Origin of the sequence: Xenorhabdus thuongxuanensis, assembly GCF_001908095.1 — a bacterium.
In the GTDB taxonomy this organism is placed as follows: domain Bacteria; phylum Pseudomonadota; class Gammaproteobacteria; order Enterobacterales; family Enterobacteriaceae; genus Xenorhabdus; species Xenorhabdus thuongxuanensis.
This window is the reverse complement of sequence record NZ_MKGR01000006.1, coordinates 106,476-125,205: the sequence shown is the minus strand read 5'-3', so window position 1 is coordinate 125,205 and position 18,730 is coordinate 106,476. Positions and strand designations below refer to the sequence as shown.

15 protein-coding genes and 1 pseudogene are annotated in these 18,730 nt (G+C 38.2%); 12 read left to right on the top strand and 4 right to left on the bottom strand.

Annotation, left to right across the window (positions count from 1 at the left end):
- The first annotated feature begins 8 nt into the window (after window positions 1-8).
- Entirely contained in the window at window positions 9-527 is a 519-nt protein-coding gene (gene hpaC, locus Xentx_RS06090; protein WP_074019377.1) for a 4-hydroxyphenylacetate 3-monooxygenase, reductase component, read from the top strand.
- Window positions 528-534: 7 nt separating this feature from the next.
- Here hpaC and Xentx_RS06085 read toward each other — a convergent pair.
- A pseudogene (locus Xentx_RS06085) lies at window positions 535-1,393 on the bottom strand (IS630 family transposase); the annotation flags it as partial.
- Window positions 1,394-1,771: 378 nt separating this feature from the next.
- On the opposite strand from Xentx_RS06085, the gene Xentx_RS06080 reads away from it, so the two are divergent.
- The 11 genes from Xentx_RS06080 to dtpB all read left to right on the top strand — a co-directional run bounded on the left by Xentx_RS06080 (window position 1,772) and on the right by dtpB (window position 15,110).
- Complete coding sequence (locus Xentx_RS06080; protein ID WP_074019376.1) at window positions 1,772-2,932, top strand: iron-containing alcohol dehydrogenase family protein; 1,161 nt, start codon at window positions 1,772-1,774, stop codon at window positions 2,930-2,932.
- The gene (locus Xentx_RS06075; protein ID WP_074019375.1) at window positions 2,929-3,936 is read left to right on the top strand and encodes a zinc-dependent alcohol dehydrogenase; all 1,008 of its coding nucleotides are present in this window, start codon (window positions 2,929-2,931) and stop codon (window positions 3,934-3,936) included. Before Xentx_RS06080 ends, Xentx_RS06075 begins: the two co-directional genes overlap by 4 nt.
- Window positions 3,933-5,000, top strand: a complete 1,068-nt coding sequence (argC, locus tag Xentx_RS06070; protein ID WP_083600889.1) for an N-acetyl-gamma-glutamyl-phosphate reductase — start codon at window positions 3,933-3,935, stop codon at window positions 4,998-5,000. Before Xentx_RS06075 ends, argC begins: the two co-directional genes overlap by 4 nt.
- Window positions 4,990-5,919 (top strand): NAD(P)-dependent oxidoreductase, encoded by a 930-nt coding sequence (locus Xentx_RS06065; protein WP_074019373.1) that lies wholly within the window; start codon window positions 4,990-4,992, stop codon window positions 5,917-5,919. The genes argC and Xentx_RS06065 overlap by 11 nt, the downstream gene beginning before the upstream one ends.
- A gap of 71 nt (window positions 5,920-5,990) precedes the next feature.
- Window positions 5,991-6,848 carry a phosphoenolpyruvate mutase gene (aepX, locus tag Xentx_RS06060; RefSeq protein WP_074019372.1) on the top strand — a complete coding sequence of 286 codons (858 nt, stop codon included), beginning with the start codon at window positions 5,991-5,993 and terminating at the stop codon, window positions 6,846-6,848.
- Window positions 6,849-6,932: 84 nt separating this feature from the next.
- Window positions 6,933-9,113, top strand: a complete 2,181-nt coding sequence (locus Xentx_RS06055; RefSeq protein ID WP_074019371.1) for an FAD/NAD(P)-binding protein — start codon at window positions 6,933-6,935, stop codon at window positions 9,111-9,113.
- A 107-nt stretch (window positions 9,114-9,220) separates the two neighbouring features.
- A complete protein-coding gene (locus Xentx_RS06050; RefSeq protein WP_074019370.1) occupies window positions 9,221-10,522 on the top strand; it encodes an aminotransferase family protein in 1,302 nt (433 codons plus the stop codon).
- Window positions 10,519-11,577 (top strand): phosphoglycerate kinase, encoded by a 1,059-nt coding sequence (pgk, locus tag Xentx_RS06045; protein WP_074019369.1) that lies wholly within the window; start codon window positions 10,519-10,521, stop codon window positions 11,575-11,577. Before Xentx_RS06050 ends, pgk (Xentx_RS06045) begins: the two co-directional genes overlap by 4 nt.
- Before the next feature lie 160 nt (window positions 11,578-11,737).
- A complete protein-coding gene (locus tag Xentx_RS06040; RefSeq protein ID WP_074019368.1) occupies window positions 11,738-12,319 on the top strand; it encodes a pyridoxine/pyridoxamine 5'-phosphate oxidase in 582 nt (193 codons plus the stop codon).
- Between the two features lie 269 nt (window positions 12,320-12,588).
- The gene (locus tag Xentx_RS06035; RefSeq protein ID WP_074019367.1) at window positions 12,589-13,188 is read left to right on the top strand and encodes a LysE family translocator; all 600 of its coding nucleotides are present in this window, start codon (window positions 12,589-12,591) and stop codon (window positions 13,186-13,188) included.
- Between the two features lie 467 nt (window positions 13,189-13,655).
- Window positions 13,656-15,110 (top strand): dipeptide/tripeptide permease DtpB, encoded by a 1,455-nt coding sequence (gene dtpB / locus Xentx_RS06030; RefSeq protein WP_074019366.1) that lies wholly within the window; start codon window positions 13,656-13,658, stop codon window positions 15,108-15,110.
- 151 nt (window positions 15,111-15,261) lie between these two features.
- Here dtpB and fbaA read toward each other — a convergent pair whose 3' ends face one another.
- The 3 genes from fbaA to epd form a co-directional block, all read right to left on the bottom strand.
- On the bottom strand, window positions 15,262-16,338 hold the full coding sequence (gene fbaA / locus Xentx_RS06025) for a class II fructose-bisphosphate aldolase (protein ID WP_074019365.1): 1,077 nt from the start codon (window positions 16,336-16,338) through the stop codon (window positions 15,262-15,264).
- A gap of 57 nt (window positions 16,339-16,395) precedes the next feature.
- On the bottom strand, window positions 16,396-17,562 hold the full coding sequence (pgk, locus tag Xentx_RS06020; RefSeq protein ID WP_074019364.1) for a phosphoglycerate kinase: 1,167 nt from the start codon (window positions 17,560-17,562) through the stop codon (window positions 16,396-16,398).
- A gap of 74 nt (window positions 17,563-17,636) precedes the next feature.
- Entirely contained in the window at window positions 17,637-18,656 is a 1,020-nt protein-coding gene (epd, locus tag Xentx_RS06015) for an erythrose-4-phosphate dehydrogenase (RefSeq protein WP_074019363.1), read from the bottom strand.
- Between the last annotated feature and the right edge of the window lie 74 nt (window positions 18,657-18,730).

Genomic DNA, 18,730 nt, shown 5'->3' with positions numbered 1-18,730 from the left:
GGCCTATTATGTCTGTAGAAAATAAACATCGCTTGCGTTTCAGGGATGCGATGGCAAGCCTTTCTGCGGCGGTGAATATCATCACCACGGATGGTTCTGCGGGGCGCTGTGGTATGACTGCAACGGCGGTGTGCTCTGTGACAGATACGCCTCCGACTCTAATGGTATGTATTAATCGCAATAGCGCCATGAATCCGGTATTTCAGAAAAATGGCCATCTTTGTGTCAATATCCTGAATCATGAACAGGAATTGATGGCACGCCATTTTGCTGGCATGACTGGTATCAGCATGGAAGAGCGCTTTAAATGGGATATCTGGAAAACTGGCATACTGGGACAACCCTTGCTACAAGGGACACTCGCCAATTTAGAGGGATGTATTAAGCAAGTACAGGAAGTCGGTACTCACTATGTATATCTAGTAGAAATAAAACAAATTATTGTTTGTGAAGAAGGTCATGGGCTTATTTACTTTAAGCGTAGTTTTCATCCAGTGATAGATAAAACCGTAGCTACCACCGTTTAAAGTATTATTCTATCGGATTGAGGTTTGGGCTGTAAGGCGGGAGGTAATGCAATTCAATATTAAGGACATACGCAATATCTTTCACCAACTCGGCTCGGTGGTAACCCGCTCCATCCAGAATGAGGTGGATTTTTTGCGAAAGCGGGTAAGTTTCCCGGAGCGCACCGAAGAAATATGCAATATTTTCAGCATTGATACCTGGATATTCACGGATCACGGGTCTTCAATCCGTTGTAAATTCAGCGCGCCCAGAATATTGAGACGGGTACGACTGCCGGTGGTTTCAACCCCTTTTACCTGATTTTTCCCTGCTTTCATCCAGCCATAGCTGAGCTTTGTGGACTGTGAAGGATGCACCGCATCAATAAACAGGATCGGTTCATTCTGAGCCGCCCTGTCTTTCAGCACCTTGTAGTCATCAATAAATTGCTGCTGTTTATCCGCATCGAATTTATGAGGCACTCCCTTTGGCTTTTTATAGCTGAAACCCTGGGGTGAAGCCATTTCGTCATGCCGCCCACGCTGAAAGACACCTGCCAACGTGCCTGGACATAGGCCACAATTTGGGTTGTGGTATGCATCAAATTGGTGGTCAAATATTCAATCAGGTCAGCGGGTTGTTCGGCAGAGAGACAGCTTTCAGAGCCCCCATTTTCCGGCGTCAGCTTTTCCTGAGCGATGAAATCTTTTAGGTGACGGCTGACCGTACTTTCATGAATACGCAAGGCCTGGGCTATCATCTGAGCTGTCCAGCCTTCGGAGGCCAAAAGCACGGCCTTGATGCGATCACAGACTCGACTGTCACGCGTGGTATCATGCATCAATTCAAGGGCGCGTTTTTGTTTTGGTGTCAGAGGAATTTTCATGGTTGCAAGCATGATCTGATTTGGATAAGAAATCAAGCATCTTCAATGGCGATTAGTATAAAATCAGAAATCTATTGGATATATTAAAATAAAACAAAAACAAAATATAAAAAATATAAATAAAAAACATGAAGAAAAAATATGATTTTTTTTCAAATCAACATTGAAACAAAAAAACAACATGGTATAACTTAAGAGAAATAACCTCTTAAACACTCAGCAACAATTATAAATTTAGTAAAAAAAGAACACACTTACCAAAAAATAAAAAATAAAGCGTAGTACTAATATAAATAAAAATTATTACTCTTCACTAAGAATTACTAATTATGGTAATTAACTTTATTTACACTAACATTAAAAATTATGAGGGCAGGCATGAATACAATATCAAAAAACAATTACAGCATATCATTTTACTTGCCAACAAAAATAATTTTCGAAAAGCACTCATTAGAAAAATTATTCCTATATCTTAAAGAAAACAAACTTACTAAAACCTTATTAATTATTTCGCAAGGGACATTAGAACGATTACCAACTCTGATGAGCTTATTTAACAAAATAAATTCAATAACAGGAATAAAAATAACTCCTTATATTATAGAAAGTCATACCAAAGCATCAACTCAAGAATTGTTGAAAATAAAAAAACGTTTATCCAGTGAAAATTTTGATTCTCTGATTTCAGTGGGTGGGGGAAACATTCTCGATTTAGGTAAAGCTGCTTCAATCTGTGTCGATGAATCAGTACAACTTGAAACCTTAGTCGGTAGTACCTTTGAACACGTGAACAAAAAGCTATTTCATATCGCAGTTCCCACCACATTTGGAACAGGTTCAGAGGTAACCAAAGGTGCAATCATTCTAGATAGTAGTAATGGTAATAAAGATGGTGTCCGAGGAAGGGCTATTTTTCCAGACATCGCCCTGATTGACTCGACTCTGGGTCATACATTACCTGATAATGTCTTACGCGAAACGATATTCGATAGCTTTACTCATGCTTTTGAAGCTATTCAAGCCGTTAAGCAAAACAGGTTTATTGAATTATTCGCCTTAGAAGCACTATCTTTAATTAATAATATTGTAGATAAATACGCCAAAGGTAATATTGACGATCAATTTTACGATGATATCGCTTATGTTGCTTTATTGGGAGGCATCTGCGTTTGCCATAACAGTACTTGTTTACCTCATCGATTTGAACAAGCCTTATCTCCTATATATAAATTATCTCATGGTGCTGGTTTGGCCGCATTTTATCCAGAGTGGATAAAATTCTTGATTGAATACCATGTCGAAAAACCCTTACCCAACAATATTACGCAAGGTATGCCACTAAATAAATACGTTGAAAAAATACTCAGAAAATTAAAATTAAATACTTTGATAGATACACTAAAAATGTTAGATATGACACCAACAGATATTTCAAAAAGGATAAAAGGCAATATTATCAATGATCCTTTAGTAAATAAAATAGGTAACGAGGTAATAAATCTATTGGCTATTAATTACTCAGGGAAAAAATCATGAATTATTCTCTAATATGCATAGAAAAAGACTATCAATCTTATCAACAAGAATCTCTATCCGAACTCAAACCTGGTTTTTTATTACTGGAAATTCAACAAGCAACTATTTGTGGTTCAGATTATATGGTTCTCCACGGAAATCACCCTTACAAACAATATCCAGCCATTCTTGGTCATGAATTTATTGGCAGAGTAACAAATACCAACAATATTTCAAGATTTAAAGACCAACAACTCGTAACAGCACTATCTTATGGTTATTGTGGGAATTGTGAATTATGTCAGATTAAACGTTATAATCACTGTTTAAAAAAGATCACTTATAATACCGCAGGTAGTGGTGGTGCATTCTCTAAACACATGGTTGTTCATCACAGTTCATTAGTATCTCTTCCTGATGATTCAGATTCACATTTATTCGTTCTCGCTGAACCTCTTAGCATTGTTATACATGCAGTTAACAAAGTTAGTATTATTCCTACGACAAAAATATTAATTATTGGTGCAGGAGCAATGGGTCAGCTAAGTGCCATTGTCTGTCAGGAAACTTACGGTGCCTGCGATATAGTTTTCGTAGAAAAAAATCCAACCAGACGAGATTTTGTTGCAGGACTCGGATTCACCACAATTGATGAATACGCCGCATTAACAAAAAATCACTTTGATATAATGATTGTCGCAGGTGGAAGTCAATTGAATTTCAGCCAAATACTTCGACTAATGGCCATTGGCAGTACTATATTGTTAATTTCATATTTTGACACTATCAGCCAATTTGACATGAATATTATTGTACGCAAGGAATTAAAAATCAGTGGTTCATTCCTAAGTATTCCCGATGATTTACACAAAGCTGTTGACATTCTGAATAACGCTACAGCCAAGCGCTCAAAATTAGAAAAAATAATTACTACTAAAATTCATTTCAATAAGCTTAAAGATTACATGCTTACTGGATATTCAAACGGAAAAGTATTAATTGAATCAATAGGACATTTAGAATGAAAATTACAGTATTTGTTATCGGCGCAACAGGTTGGACTGGATGTGAAGTTATTCGTTTATTAACTTCCCACCCCTATGTGAAAGAAATTTATCCCATCTCTCGAGAAATGAATATCGATCTTGAATCGTTACATCCTAATCTAATAGGCATTGCTAAAAAAACATATACATTAGAAGAAATACAACATGTAGAGCCTGATGTTATATTCCTTTGCTTACCATCTGGTGAATCACATGCTGTAGCCCTCTCCTTCAGCCATACCAATGCCAAGATCATTGACTTAGGTGCTGACTTCCGCTTTACGGATCCCGCTCATTTTGAAGAAATCTATGGAAGACCACATGGAGCAAAGGAATTACAAAAGAAATTCACTTACGGTTATATTGAAGAATACAGAGAAATTATCAAAAAAAGTCACTATATTGCTAATCCTGGATGCTATGTCAATGCAGCTTTGTGTGGTTTGATTCCCCTGATTAAAGAAAATATAATAAATACCGACACAATTTTTATTAGTGCCGTTAACGGAACTTCAGGAGCCGGAAGTTCTTATAAGAAAGAATTACTTCATTACAATCAGTTTGGCAACATGCTAGCCTATTCCCTCAATGGCCACCGCCATACTGATGAAATAGAAAATATTATTAAAGAAACCACGGGGAAACTAGCAAATATTTCATTAATTACTTCACATGGAAATTTTGCCAGAGGCATTTTCATGGTACAAGCCATGAAATTAAATACCGAAATAAGATATGACAGGTTTCAGATTCTGAAGTATTTACAAACCTATTATCAAGCTAATCAATTTGTTTCTATTATTGGATTAAATCAAGGTTCTCAAGGTATTGAAAAGGATTACAGTATTTATCCTCAACTTGCCAAAGTCATTGGTTCAAATTCCTGCCATATCTCTATTGATATCGTCCCAAAAACCCGTGAATTACGTATTGTCAGCGTCATCGATAATTTAGTCAAAGGTGCAGCAGGAACCGCCATTCAAAATATGAACCTCATGCTAAATATCAAAGAATCCACAGGATTAACACGCTATGGCCTCTAAATTGAGAATCCTAATTGTAGATCCCATCCATATAAAATTAAGAAATTATATGGAGAAGAACTTTATCGTTACGATAAAACATCCCATTACACAACAAGAATTAATAGATTGCATTAAAAAATACGACGTCTTAATACTCCGCAGTGGGGCACAAGTAAGCAGTAAATTTATTGAGCAAGCAAAGCATTTACGGGCAATTATACGAGCTGGGACAGGAGTCGATAACATCGATCTACAGTCTTTACGTGAGACAGATATCTTGTTTTACAACACACCGAGCACTAATTCCAGAGCTGTAGCAGAACTCAGCTTTGGCTTAATACATTGTCTTTTTCGTCATATAAAACATGCAAGTACAGAAATAGAAGCCAACATTTGGAATAAAAAACTACTGATGGGCTTTGAGCTGACCAATAAAAGTTTAGGACTGATCGGTTTTGGTAGTATAGGACAAGAAATTGCCCGCATTGCCAAAGGATATGACATGCAGGTTTCTTGTACAGTTTCTCATTACACCGCAGAACGTGCAGCTGATCTGAAAACAAAAGGTATCACTTTATTTGATAACCTTGATGTTTTGATGGCATTTAACGACATACTAGTCGTCTGTTGTCCATACATTGAATCGACAAAAAATCTACTAAACAAAAATAACCTATGCTATTTGCAACCAACATCAATTTTGATCAATGTTGCCAGAGGTGGTGTGGTTTCTGAACAAGACCTTTATCGGTCGCTGGTTAATGGAGATATTTATGGTGCAGCCAGTGATGTTTTCGAACGTGAAGGTCAATTCTCTCCATTATTCACTTTAGATAATTTCATTGGTACGCCACATATTGGTGCGATGACAAATGAATCACAAGAAAAAATTTCTGATCTAATCATCCAATTTCTAGAGGAGAAAATTTTAAAATAAACATATTAGTTAATCATTATTAAATGTAACTAAAAAAATAACAGATAAGCCATAATCTAGGAGTTGTAATAATGAATATTCAAGAAAGATTAAAAAACAAAAAACAAACACAATTTATGGAAGCACATAATGGATTAAGTGCAAAAATTGTCGAACAGGCTGGCTTTGAAGCTATTTGGGCATCGGGGCTTTCTATTAGCGCTTCAATGGGGCTTTCTGATCGTAATGAAGCTTCGTGGACACAAGTGCTCAGTGCACTAGAGCAAATGTCAGACAATGTTAATATTCCAATACTAGTTGACGGTGATTCAGGATTTGGTAATTATCTAAATGTAATACGCTTTGTAAAAAAGCTCACTCAAATTTCTATCAATGCCCTGTGTATTGAAGATAAACTTTTTCCCAAAATAAATTCTTTCATCGGCGAAAAGCAGGAACTCGCACCCATTGAAGAATTTTGTAATAAAATCAAAGCAGCTAAGGATGAAGGAGGAAGTAATTTCACACTGGTCGCTAGAGTGGAAGCGTTAATTTCCGGCAAACCTATGACAGAAGCTTTGGAGCGAGCTGAAGCATATAGGCAAGCAGGTGCCGATGCTATTCTTATTCACTCAAAGAAAAACACTGCAATTGAAGTATTTGAATTTTCTCAACATTGGGGAGGAAAGCTACCTCTATTTGCAGTTCCAACAAAATATTACAATACAAGATATTCAGAGTTTATTTATCATGGTATTGATAATTTAATCTGGGCGAATCATCTCATCAGGAGTTCTATTTACAGTATGAAAAAAACTGCAGAAAAAATTTACAATGAAAAATCTCTTATAAATGTAGAACACAATGTTTCAACATTAGAAGAATTATTTGAATTAACTAACGAGAGGAATATAGATAAATTAGAAAAATTATATAACTCTTCAAATTAAAAATAGAAAAAATTTTTAAAAGATTTTTTATATCCTTTTCATCATGGATATATCCCCATATTCGGCTAAAACATGGAGAATGAAATGACTAGTATTGCAATAATCGGGGGTGGCCCTAATGGTATGTATCTTCTTAATGGTTTATTAGGTATATTGAATGAAAACCCAAAACAAAAACTAAGTATAACACTATTTGATAAATATGGTGACTTCGGCTCTGGTTGGGCACACTCTCCACGGCAGCCTAAAACCAGCATGCTAAACCGTATCGTTGGTCAGCTTGCTTATGCTCCCGATAAATCTAATAATATATGTGGATTTTTCCCAAAATCAACTAATATAACTTTCAATGAATGGTGCAAAAGAAAATATTCTCTTACTCGGGATGAAAGGTATAACAAGAATACAGACGAATTTCCTACACGTGAATTATACGGCGAATCATTAAAAGAAATTTTTCATGCTTTGGTCAATGAACTATTGACGGCTGGAGCTGATATAAAACTTATAAAAGATGAAGTCAATGGTATAAAAAAAGAATCAGGTAATAGATACAAACTCAGTACAATAACCAACTCAGAAGAGTACAACTTTGATATTGTGATTCTCGCCACTGGGCATCAAGAATTGAAGAATAACTTCGTTTTGTCCAAACAATTACAAGCATGCACAGAGTACTATAATTTTGCTTATCCTCTATTTGATGTAACACAATGGCAAGAAAAACGAATTGGTATTATAGGTATGGGGCTTACAGCCATTGATATAATGCTTTACTATACCGAAAATAAAGGCGGGAAGTTTATCCGTGAAAATAACCAACTAAAATATAAATCGTCGGGGGAAGAGCCTAAAAAGATCTTCGCACTTAGTCGATCAGGGTATTTCACCTACAGCCGCCCACATAATTTCAAAGAAGTTGATTTACAAAAATATGAACACAACGGGTATTTTTACACACGTCAACTTGTGGATAAGCTTCGCGAAAAATTAGGCACTCCTGCTCATTCGGATAGTTCTCCTGTCAACCATTCAAAACAGCTAGATTTTGATCGCCATATTTTTCCCGTACTACTACTAGAACTCAAACTATGTTATTACCGAATTCTATTTGGTCAGGAAATATTAGAACTCATGCTCGAGCAAACTAGGCCATTAGTGGATATTTTTAGTTCTGGTCATAACCAACACAACATGCAAAAAGATACAGCGATTGAATTCTTGACTAAAGCTGTTGATATTTTGGCTAGAGAGACTGTTTTCAAAATTAGACGTTATCTTAATGATCAAACCACTACCTTTATCCAACATATTCCCATAGAATCCGCAGTTAAACGATTTATCTATGTTGTTTATGGTCAGAATGTTGCAGAAAGCGACAATATTATTCAGCTAGTTCAACAACTCTCATCAATGAACAGTCCTTGGGGACATAGTACCGAGCCTGAAGCACATTTGTTCAATTGGGATTTCATTGTCGATCCCATTACACATATGAATTTTAGTCCTAATACACCATACCGTAACAAACTTCTTAAATTCATGGAATTAGATCGCTTACAATCAGAACAAGGTAATCTAGATAATCCATATAAAGGCGCTTGTGACGACGTTTTCCGCGATTTGCGTCAATGTGTTGTTTATGCTGTTGATTTTGGAGGAATCACACCTTCTTCCTATCACTGGATGCTGAAAGATTTCTATGCTGTACATAACCGTGCGGCCAACGGTAATTGCATTGAACTCATGGAAAAAATTGAAGCTCTTATTGAAGCAAATATTGTTGATGTCACTTATGCTAAATCAAATATCCAGATCGATGATAATATCGTCTATCTCCATAGCCTGAGTGATCCTGGAAGTTTGACTACACTTGACACCATGATCGATGCTAAATTGCATAACTTCGATGTCAAAAAGGCCAAAAACCAACTATTTACTAATCTTCTTAACGAAGGTATAGCATCCTGCTGGGTTCATAAAGATCAGAATGGTGTTGAGTATCCCATATCAAGTTTCAATATCACGCGTGAATTCCAGTTTATTAACTGTCATGGTGAAAAAGAGCTGGTCTTTTGTATCGGTCAACCCTCTGAAGGAATTATGTTCTTTCAAAATGGCTCCATTCGTCCAAATGTTAATCACCATGTCGCTAATGACGTGTTGACCTGCATCAATGCAGTGAAACGGGAATTAAGCAAACGCACCGATAAATTTGGTACAGAAGCATCGCTGAATAAGCAAGAAATACATCCCTCAGCATAAAAATTCCAAAACCAAAAATGTAAGCCTAAACCTGGGCTACAGCTTTACACGTAACAACATTATCCCATTGCCAACGTAGCAATGGGTATTTAACACCGAGGTTTATTATGAACTATATGTACCCGTTTAAAGGATTCACTCCAGATTTACCTAAGGTTGTTTCAGGAAAAGGAATATGGTTATTTGATGAAAATGGCAAGGGATACATTGATTCTTCATCTGGCCCAATGACTGTCAACTTAGGTCATTGCCACCCAATAGTGATTGAAGCAATAAAAAATCAAGTTGAACGTCTTCATTTTGCATATCGTTTTCACTTTCGCAGTAATGAACCAGAAGCTCTCTCATTACGTTTAATCCAATTGTCAGACGATAACAAACGCTATGCTTTTTTTCTCAATGGAGGTTCGGAAGCATCAGAAGCAGCATATCGTATTGCATTAGATTACTTTCGTTATAAAGGGCAAGAAGACAAGGTTTACGCACTGGGACGAGAGATAACCAATCATGGTAATACAATCCAATCTCTTAGCTATGGAGATGACCAAGCCCGCAGACATAATTTATTGGGCAGCCCCCTTGACCTCGTAACCAGCAGCGTAAAATTGACACCTTGCTATTGTTTTCAATGTCCATTGGATAAGTCATCTGATAGTTGCCAGCTTGAATGTGTCACTGAATCACTAAATACTATTGATAAATTTGGGTCTGAACGTATCGCATGTGTTTTCATTGAACCAATTACAGCATCATCCGGTGGTGCCTTAGTTCCACATAAAAAATACATGCAAGCATTGAAAAATGGCCTTAAAGAACGAAACATTCTCCTAATAGCTGATGAAATTGTCACTGGCCTGGGGCGTACCGGAGAATGGTTCAATATGAAAACATGGGGCGTTGAATCAGATATTACAGTGATTGGGAAAGGCCTTGGTGCAGGTTTTTCCCCCATTTCGGGGCTATTGATCTCAGAAGAAATAGGCCATTTGCTAGCATCTCAATCAACGCCACATTTTATCGGTCATACCTATTCTGGTAACCCGTTATCAACTGGCGTAGCTCTATCGGTTTTAGACGTACTAACAAATGAAATCGATATGCATGCTATCAAAGCCAAAGGTGAATATTTCGGCTTGCTACTTAATGAGATGCTATCCAATATTCCTTGTATTGTGGATATTCGTGGACAAGGGTTACTATGGGCACTTGAAACAAACCTCCATCAAAGTATGAGCGCAAAATTCATACCATCAGGACACAAGCATGGCATTAACCTGTATGCTTGCCGCTCTTCTGGAAAATATAAAGATTCACTCACATTATTGTTCACACCACCATTTATCATTACCCAACATGAACTATACGAACTAGTATCTAGAGTTAGAAAGGTATTCAGAGATAACTTATGAAAAATAGAAATGTGATTTTGTATAGTGCTGGGCTCAATATTGATGAGGGAGTAACATCTCACCCTCGCATTGATGAAGAAGTTAACTCTTTATTACCTTTGTTGAAGACTAATAAAGCGATTGCACTCATAAATCATCAAGGAGATTTCAAAAAAAATAGTGCCAAACAAACACCTTATATAGCCCAGATACTATCCCAGAGGTTGCAACAAAAAGTTGACTATTTTGAACATTGCGTTGGCGAAGAAGCAATAAGACGTTCTCATCAAATGCAGCCTAGAGATATTATCTTATTCAGTAATACTCGACTATATCCAGAAGAACAAAATAACGATATCAATTTCGCAAAGCAACTGTCTCAATTAGGTAATGAACTTATCATTGGAGGTTTTTGCAAGTTACACCGTACAAACGCATCAAATACTGCAATCAAAACGTTTTTGCCCTGGAGTTACTCAGAAGGTGTCCAGCAAGAGTTGAGAGCTTTGCAAACATGGCGTAAAAAACTTTTTTCTAACCAGAAAACGCTATTAATTCTAGGAGGAAATAAAATAGAAAAGGTTAAGTTTCTACTTGCTCATAAAGGTATTTCAAACGTATATAAGATCATTATTGGGGGCCTGGTTCTCAATAGCGTATTAAAAGCGATAGGTATAAATATTGGCAGATCCACTTATTTTAATATCCCACCCCCTACTACTTTGTTATTTAAAATATATATCCCAAGACTACTTATTGTAGAAGATATGGAAGGCAAACGAAGCGTACGAAATTTTACTGACATCAAACCACAAGATAAAATTATAGATTTTATTTTTGAAAGAGAGTACTTAAACAGTGTTTTTTCATCGCCTAAGCATTATTCCTTCTTTGCCGCAGGCCCATTAAGTGTAGCCGATAGCTACTACGCAAAAGAATGTTACTATTTACTTCATAAGGCAGGTGTAGAGGGATTATTCATGGGAGGCGATACACTAACTGAAATAGATACATTCTCCAATACCTCATCTGGTGGTGGTGCATCTCTCAAATTTTTCTCTACGGGGTATCAGTAGCCATAGAAAATATAACTAGGAAATTTTTATTTAGTCTATTAAACTCTTCTATATATATGACTCCTTCACAAAGAGTCAGACAGCATCAGGTTTAATTGTTTGTAGCCTGATGCTTTCCATATATATCGGCATCAACTGACAATAAATACCAGAGGAAACTATGTCTGAAGATCCAATATTAAAATTCAAGATTTGGTGGGATGAAGTCAAAAAAAACCTGAATTTGAAACATCCCAATGCAGTTTGTGTTTCTACCCTCGATGAAAAAGGCTTCCCTTCAGGACGTTTTGTTGACTTGAAAGCAGTAAACAATAAAGGTTTTATTTTCTGTACCTATTTGAACTCCAAAAAGGGGCAAGATCTGCAACGTAATCCGAAAGTCTCCCTAACATTTTGGTGGGAAGGTGTTGGCTACCAAGTTCGCGTCACAGGTCTCGCCTTTGAAATATCAGAATCAGACGCAGAAAAGTATTGGCATTCTCGTACCCGAGATGCCCAAATAACCACCCTAAGCTGCCAACAAAGTCAATTATTAACCTCAGAACAAGAATTACGTGAGCAAGTTACTCAAATGATAGACATATTGAGTGATAACCCCATCCCAAAACCAAAAAATTGGGGAGGATACCAAGTGGAACCTAATGCAATCGAATTTTTAACTTTCAAAGAAGATCGATTACATCTACGTGAACTTTATCTAATCCAAAATGGAGTTTGGCAAAAGTATTTGCTACAACCTTAAAAGTTCAGATACGATGCTGCAATCAATAAATGTTCATAATATGTTTATATTTTGCATTTATAGAATAAAATCAATTTACTTACTCAATAATATCTTTTCTAAATGCTATGTAAAACATGTCTAACTATTAATTAACAATATATAACCAACATGGATAAATCATTTAGAATCGATATTGAAAACAGATAAGGTCACTAATAAAAATTCTTTACATAACATCCTAAACATGTTAAATAACATTGTATAAGGAATAATAAATAGGTAATCTTTTGAATATTTTTGGCTTTATTCTCACCATATTACCCATCGCTTTATCCCCTGGTGCGAGTTTTACTCTCGGTATGACCAATGCGATGAATAGAGGAATAAAAGGTTTGTTTTCCATCATAATAGGAACATCATTGGGGATTTACACTCATGCATTACTGGTTGGCTTAGGCATCACAGGCATAGTGATAAAATATCCATTCATTATAAATACCATACAGACAATAGGAACTGTTTATTTAATCTATCTTTCTTATACATTAATAAAAAACGGAATATATTCAGAAAAAAAGGTTACGGAAAAAGAAACAAAAACTGCAACAATAAAAGATGCCTATATTGCTAATATAATGAATATAAAAGCAATCATATTATATCTTACTGTAGCACCAAACTTTTTAACATCAAGCTGTATTAATGTGTCAAGTTTTATTACTCTTGCTTCTATTCATATTATTATAATGACAATATGGTTATTAGCTTTCGGCTATATCATTATATTTGCTGCAAGAAAAATAAATTTCAGCTCTGTAAGTCGTTTTATTAACATTATAGGTGGAGTCTGTTTATTATACTTTTCTCTTTCTCCGTATTTTCTATAATATCTCCTTCATTTTTCAGGATATATTTTCCTCGTTTACTACAGCTATACTACATCAGTCACATTCCACAAAAAAAATTAATATATAGATTCTAGTGATGATATGTAATAAGCAATCTATCTTCTATCACTCTTACCAATAAATAACAAGCTCATTTTGATTTTATATTAACCTAATTGATTTATTTATAAACAATTAGTTCATGCATTAATACTTTTTGATATTAATTTAGTGAATATTCTGTCAGATCTGGTATTACTCTTTTTAGTTAGTGTGATCAATCGTTGAGAAGATACCATACCAGTGTATTAACCTCCCTCATTTCACGATCACCTTGAATAAATAAACAAGATATCAATTTGCGCGATACATTTAAGTAACAAATATGTTAACAACAGTATAATTATCTGAATATATTTTTATCTGAGTGTACTGCCCATCTGATGATTGCAAACAGAGGCATCACTATGAGTAAAACTGCTCCGATCGGTTTATGGGATCAACCCAAACCTTTCTTCATGATATTTTTTGTAGAACTATGGGAACGATTTGGCTACTACGGTGTTCAAGGTATTCTGGCTGTTTACTTCGTTCAACATCTCGGTTTTTCAGAAGCACAATCATTTATCACTTTTGGTGCATTTACTGCGCTGGTCTACGGCCTGATTTCCATCGGTGGATATGTTGGTGATCACTTACTGGGGACAAAACGAACCATTGTTTTGGGTGCTATCGTACTGGCGATAGGCTACTTCATGATTGGCCTTTCCATCATAAATCCTGAGCTGATTTTTTATGCCCTGGGAACCGTCGCTGTTGGTAATGGCCTTTTCAAAGCTAACCCAGCCAGCCTGCTGGCAAAATGTTACCAGCCGCAAGATCCGCGTTTGGATGGTGCATTTACGCTATTTTATATGTCTATCAATCTTGGCTCTCTGGTTTCCCTCTCTCTTGCCCCCGTCATTGCAGAAAAATATGGTTATGCAGTCACCTATAATATCTGCGGTATCGGTCTGATTATTGCCCTGCTGGTTTATATCGCCTGCCGTCGTATGGTACATAACATCGGTTCAGAGCCAGACCATGCCCCTTTGCGCTATATCGCTTTGTTTTTGGTCTTAATCGGTGCAGTTGTAATGATTGGTATCTGTGCATGGTTATTGCACCATATCAAAATTGCCAATATTGCCCTTATGGCGATCTCAACTATCGTTGTGATGATTTTCTTCTGGCAGGCATTCAAACAGGACAGAGTCAGCCGCAATAAGATGTTTGTGGCATTTATTCTGATGCTTCAGGCTATCGTGTTCTATATCCTATATAACCAGATGCCAACTTCCCTCAACTTCTTCGCCATCAACAATGTTCATCACCAGATTCTGGGTTTTAATATCAACCCCATCAGTTTTCAGGCACTTAACCCATTCTGGATCATCGTCGTCAGCCCTATCTTGGCCGTGGTTTACACTAAACTGGGTAACAAAGGTAAAGATTTTTCCATGCCAACAAAATTCACCTTCGGCATGTTCTTGTGTTCTCTGGGGTTCCTGACCGCCGCAGCCTCTGGTTTATTTGCCGATGAAAATGGTATTACATCCCCATGGTTTATTGTGCTGGTGTACCTGTTCCAGAGCATCGGAGAGTTAATGATCAGCGCATTGGGACTGGCAATGGTAGCAACGTTTGTTCCTAGCTATCTGACTGGTTTTATTCTGGGTATGTGGTTCCTGTCACAAGCCGCAGCATCAGTGTTGGGTAGTTATGTGGCAACCTTTACTGCCGCCCCAGAAGGCGTGACTAATCCACTGCAAACTCTGCCAATTTATACTAACGTATTCGGTAAAATTGGGATTGCAACCCTGATTGTCGCTGTGATTATGGCCTTTATGGTGCCATGGTTGAACAAGATTATGAAAGCGTAATCTGTCTAATCCTGCTTGATTAAACAAATTTTCCGCTCGTTGATAAGTCAAATAACGGGCAGGAAATACTGGATTGAGCTGGCTAATTCAAGAAGAACTTAGCCAGCTTTTATATTAGCTAAGTAATAAATTTTATATAAATAACAATTTATTACAGCACATCAACTGCATTCAGTTCTTTAAAAGCCTGCTCCAGACGAACAACCATGGAAGCCTGAGCAGCACGCAGCCAAACACGTGGATCGTAGAACTTCTTGTTAGGCTTATCTGCCCCTTCAGGGTTACCTAACTGGCCTTGCAGGTAACCTTCATTCTTTTTGTAGTAGTTCAGGATACCTTCCCAAGTTGCCCACTGGGTATCGGTATCGATATTCATTTTCACTACACCATAGCTCACGGCTTCCTGAATCTCTTCTGCAGTAGAGCCAGAACCACCGTGGAAGACAAAATCCAGACTGTTGTGTGGCAGGTTGAATTTTTCAGAAACGTAGTCCTGTGAATTGCGCAGAATTTTTGGCGTCAGTTTAACGTTGCCAGGTTTGTATACACCATGAACATTACCGAAAGAAGCCGCGATGGTGAAACGTGGGCTGATAGCGTTCAGTTTCTCATACGCATAGGCCACATCTTCTGGCTGTGTATACAGGGAAGAGCTGTCCAGATGGGAATTATCAACACCATCCTCTTCACCACCAGTACAACCCAGTTCGATTTCCAGTGTCATGTCGATTTTCGCCATACGTGCCAGATACTGGCTGCAAATCTCAATATTTTCTTCCAGAGATTCTTCTGACAGATCGATCATGTGAGAGGAGAACAGAGGCTTGCCCGTTTGTGCGTAGTGTTTCTCACCCGCTTCCAGCAGGCCATCGATCCATGGCAGCAGTTTACGTGCACAATGGTCGGTATGCAGGATAACAGGCACACCATAATGTTCTGCCATCTGGTGAACGTGGTGAGCACCAGAAATAGCACCAATAATCGCTGCTTGTTGACCTTCTGCTTTCAGACCCTTACCAGCAATGAAAGAGGCACCGCCGTTAGAAAACTGGATAATGACCGGAGCACGTACTTTTGCCGCCGTTTCCAACACTGCGTTGATGGAATCAGTACCGACGCAGTTAACCGCTGGTAACGCGAAATTGTTTTCTTTAGCGACAGCAAAGACTTTTTGAACATCATCACCAGTGATGACACCCGGTTTTACGAAATCAAAAATTTTAGACATGTTACGTGGTCCTGTATTGACATTGAACAGGCAGCCAATACTGCCTGTTATTACAACTTAATTACTTTTAGCACGTTCTTCCAGCATCACAACGGCTGGCAGTTTTTTGCCTTCAACGAATTCAAGGAAAGCACCACCACCAGTAGAGATGTAAGAGATCTTGTCAGCAATTTCGAACAGATCGATTGCTGCCAAAGTATCACCGCCCCCTGCGATAGAGAAAGCATCACTCTCAGCAATTGAACGGGCAATAATTTCGGTTCCTTTACGGAAGTTAGGGAATTCAAAAACACCTACAGGACCATTCCACAAAATGGTCTTGGCGCTTTTCAGGATTTCAGCCAGACGTTCGGCAGAAGCATCACCCAAGTCAAGGATCTGCTCTTCATCTTGAATTTCGCTGGTGGATTTCAGCGTTGCTTCCGCAGTCTCAGAGAATTCTGTCGCAACACGAACATCGGTAGGAACTGGGATGTCACAGCTTTCCATCAATTTTTTCGCTTCTGAGATCAAATCATCTTCGTACAGCGAACGACCAACATTGTGTCCTTCTGCGGCAACAAATGTATTAGCAATTCCACCACCCACAATCAGTTGATCGGCAATTTTGGACAGCGAATCAAGAACGGTCAGTTTGGTTGAAACCTTAGAGCCTCCCACAATTGCCACCATTGGACGGGCAGGATTGTGCAGTGCTTTACCCAAAGCTTCCAGTTCACCAGATAGCAGTGGACCAGCACAAGCAATAGGGGCAAACTTAGCAACGCCATGAGTTGACGCTTGTGCACGGTGCGCAGTACCAAAAGCATCCATTACATACACATCACACAGTGCAGCATACTGTTTTGATAACGTTTCATCGTCTTTTTTCTCACCTTTGTTGAAGCGAACGTTTTCCAGAACCACTAATTCACCTTCCGACACTTCAACACCATCCAGATAGGTTTTTTCCAGACGAACAGGAGAAGAAAGTGCTTCTTTCAAATAATCAACGACAGGTTGCAGTGAGAACTCTTCGTTGTATTCTCCCTCAGTTGGGCGTCCCAGGTGAGAAGTAACCATGACCTTGGCTCCCTGATTCAACGCAGCCTCAATTGTTGGCAAAGACGCGCGGATACGTGCATCAGAAGTCACTTTGCCATCTTTTACAGGCACATTCAGATCAGCACGGATCAATACGCGTTTACCCGCCAGATCTAAATCAGTCATCTTAATTACAGACATGGTGAATCCTCTCATTGATTCTTTATAAAATTACTCAATCTTCTGCTGTGTGCCGTTTGTGACACAACAAATGATTATTTGAAACCGGTTGCGGCCATTGCCAGTGTCGTATCAATCATGCGATTGGCAAAGCCCCACTCATTATCACACCACACAAGGGTTTTAATCAGGTGCTTCCCGCTGACCCTCGTTTGTGTGCCATCCACAATAGCACTGTGGGGATCGTGATTAAAATCCGTTGAAACCAGCGGCAGCTCTGTGTAATCCACTATACCATGAAACTCCCTGGCTGCTGATTTTTGCAGGAGCTGGTTCACATCTTCCACACTCACTGGCGAACAAACTGTTACGCTCAAGTCAATGGCTGTCACATTGATAGTGGGTACCCGAACAGAAATCGCCTCAAACCGATCATTAAATTTAGGGAAAATACGTGTGATCCCCGCAGCCAGTTTTGTATCAACAGGAATGATGGATTGACTGGCCGCTCGGGTTCGACGTAAATCACAGTGATAAGCATCAATCACGGGTTGATCATTCATCGATGCGTGAATGGTTGTCACTGTACCAGACTCAATATTGAACGCATCGTCCAACACTTTAATGATTGGAATGATGCAGTTTGTTGTACAGGATGCATTAGAAACAATGCGATCTTCGGCAACCAATGAATGGTGATTAACACCATATACTACGGTTGCATCCAGATTATTTCCTCCTGGATGCGCAAATAGGACTTTTTTGGCTCCGCTGGCGATATGAGACTCTCCGTCTGCCCGTTCACCATACTTACCTGTGCAATCAAGAACTATATCAATACCCAACTCTTTCCACGGCAGAGCCGAGATATTCGGTTGATGAAACAGCCGGATGCTATCGTCTCCTATTTGCAATAAATCATTATTCAGGCGTACATCCCATGCAAAACGCCCATGACTGGAATCGTATTTCAACAAGTGAGCAATGCCTTGTGCATTTGCCAACTCATTGATAGCGATCACTGAAATTTCAGCTTGACGCCCTGATTCGTAAAGAGCACGCAAGACGCTACGCCCTATTCTTCCGAAACCATTAATCGCTACCCTGATAGTCATGTTACTCCCTGAATTTCTCTATAGTCACGCGACCGCTTAGGATAACTGAGCAATGTCTACTTGTACTGATAATT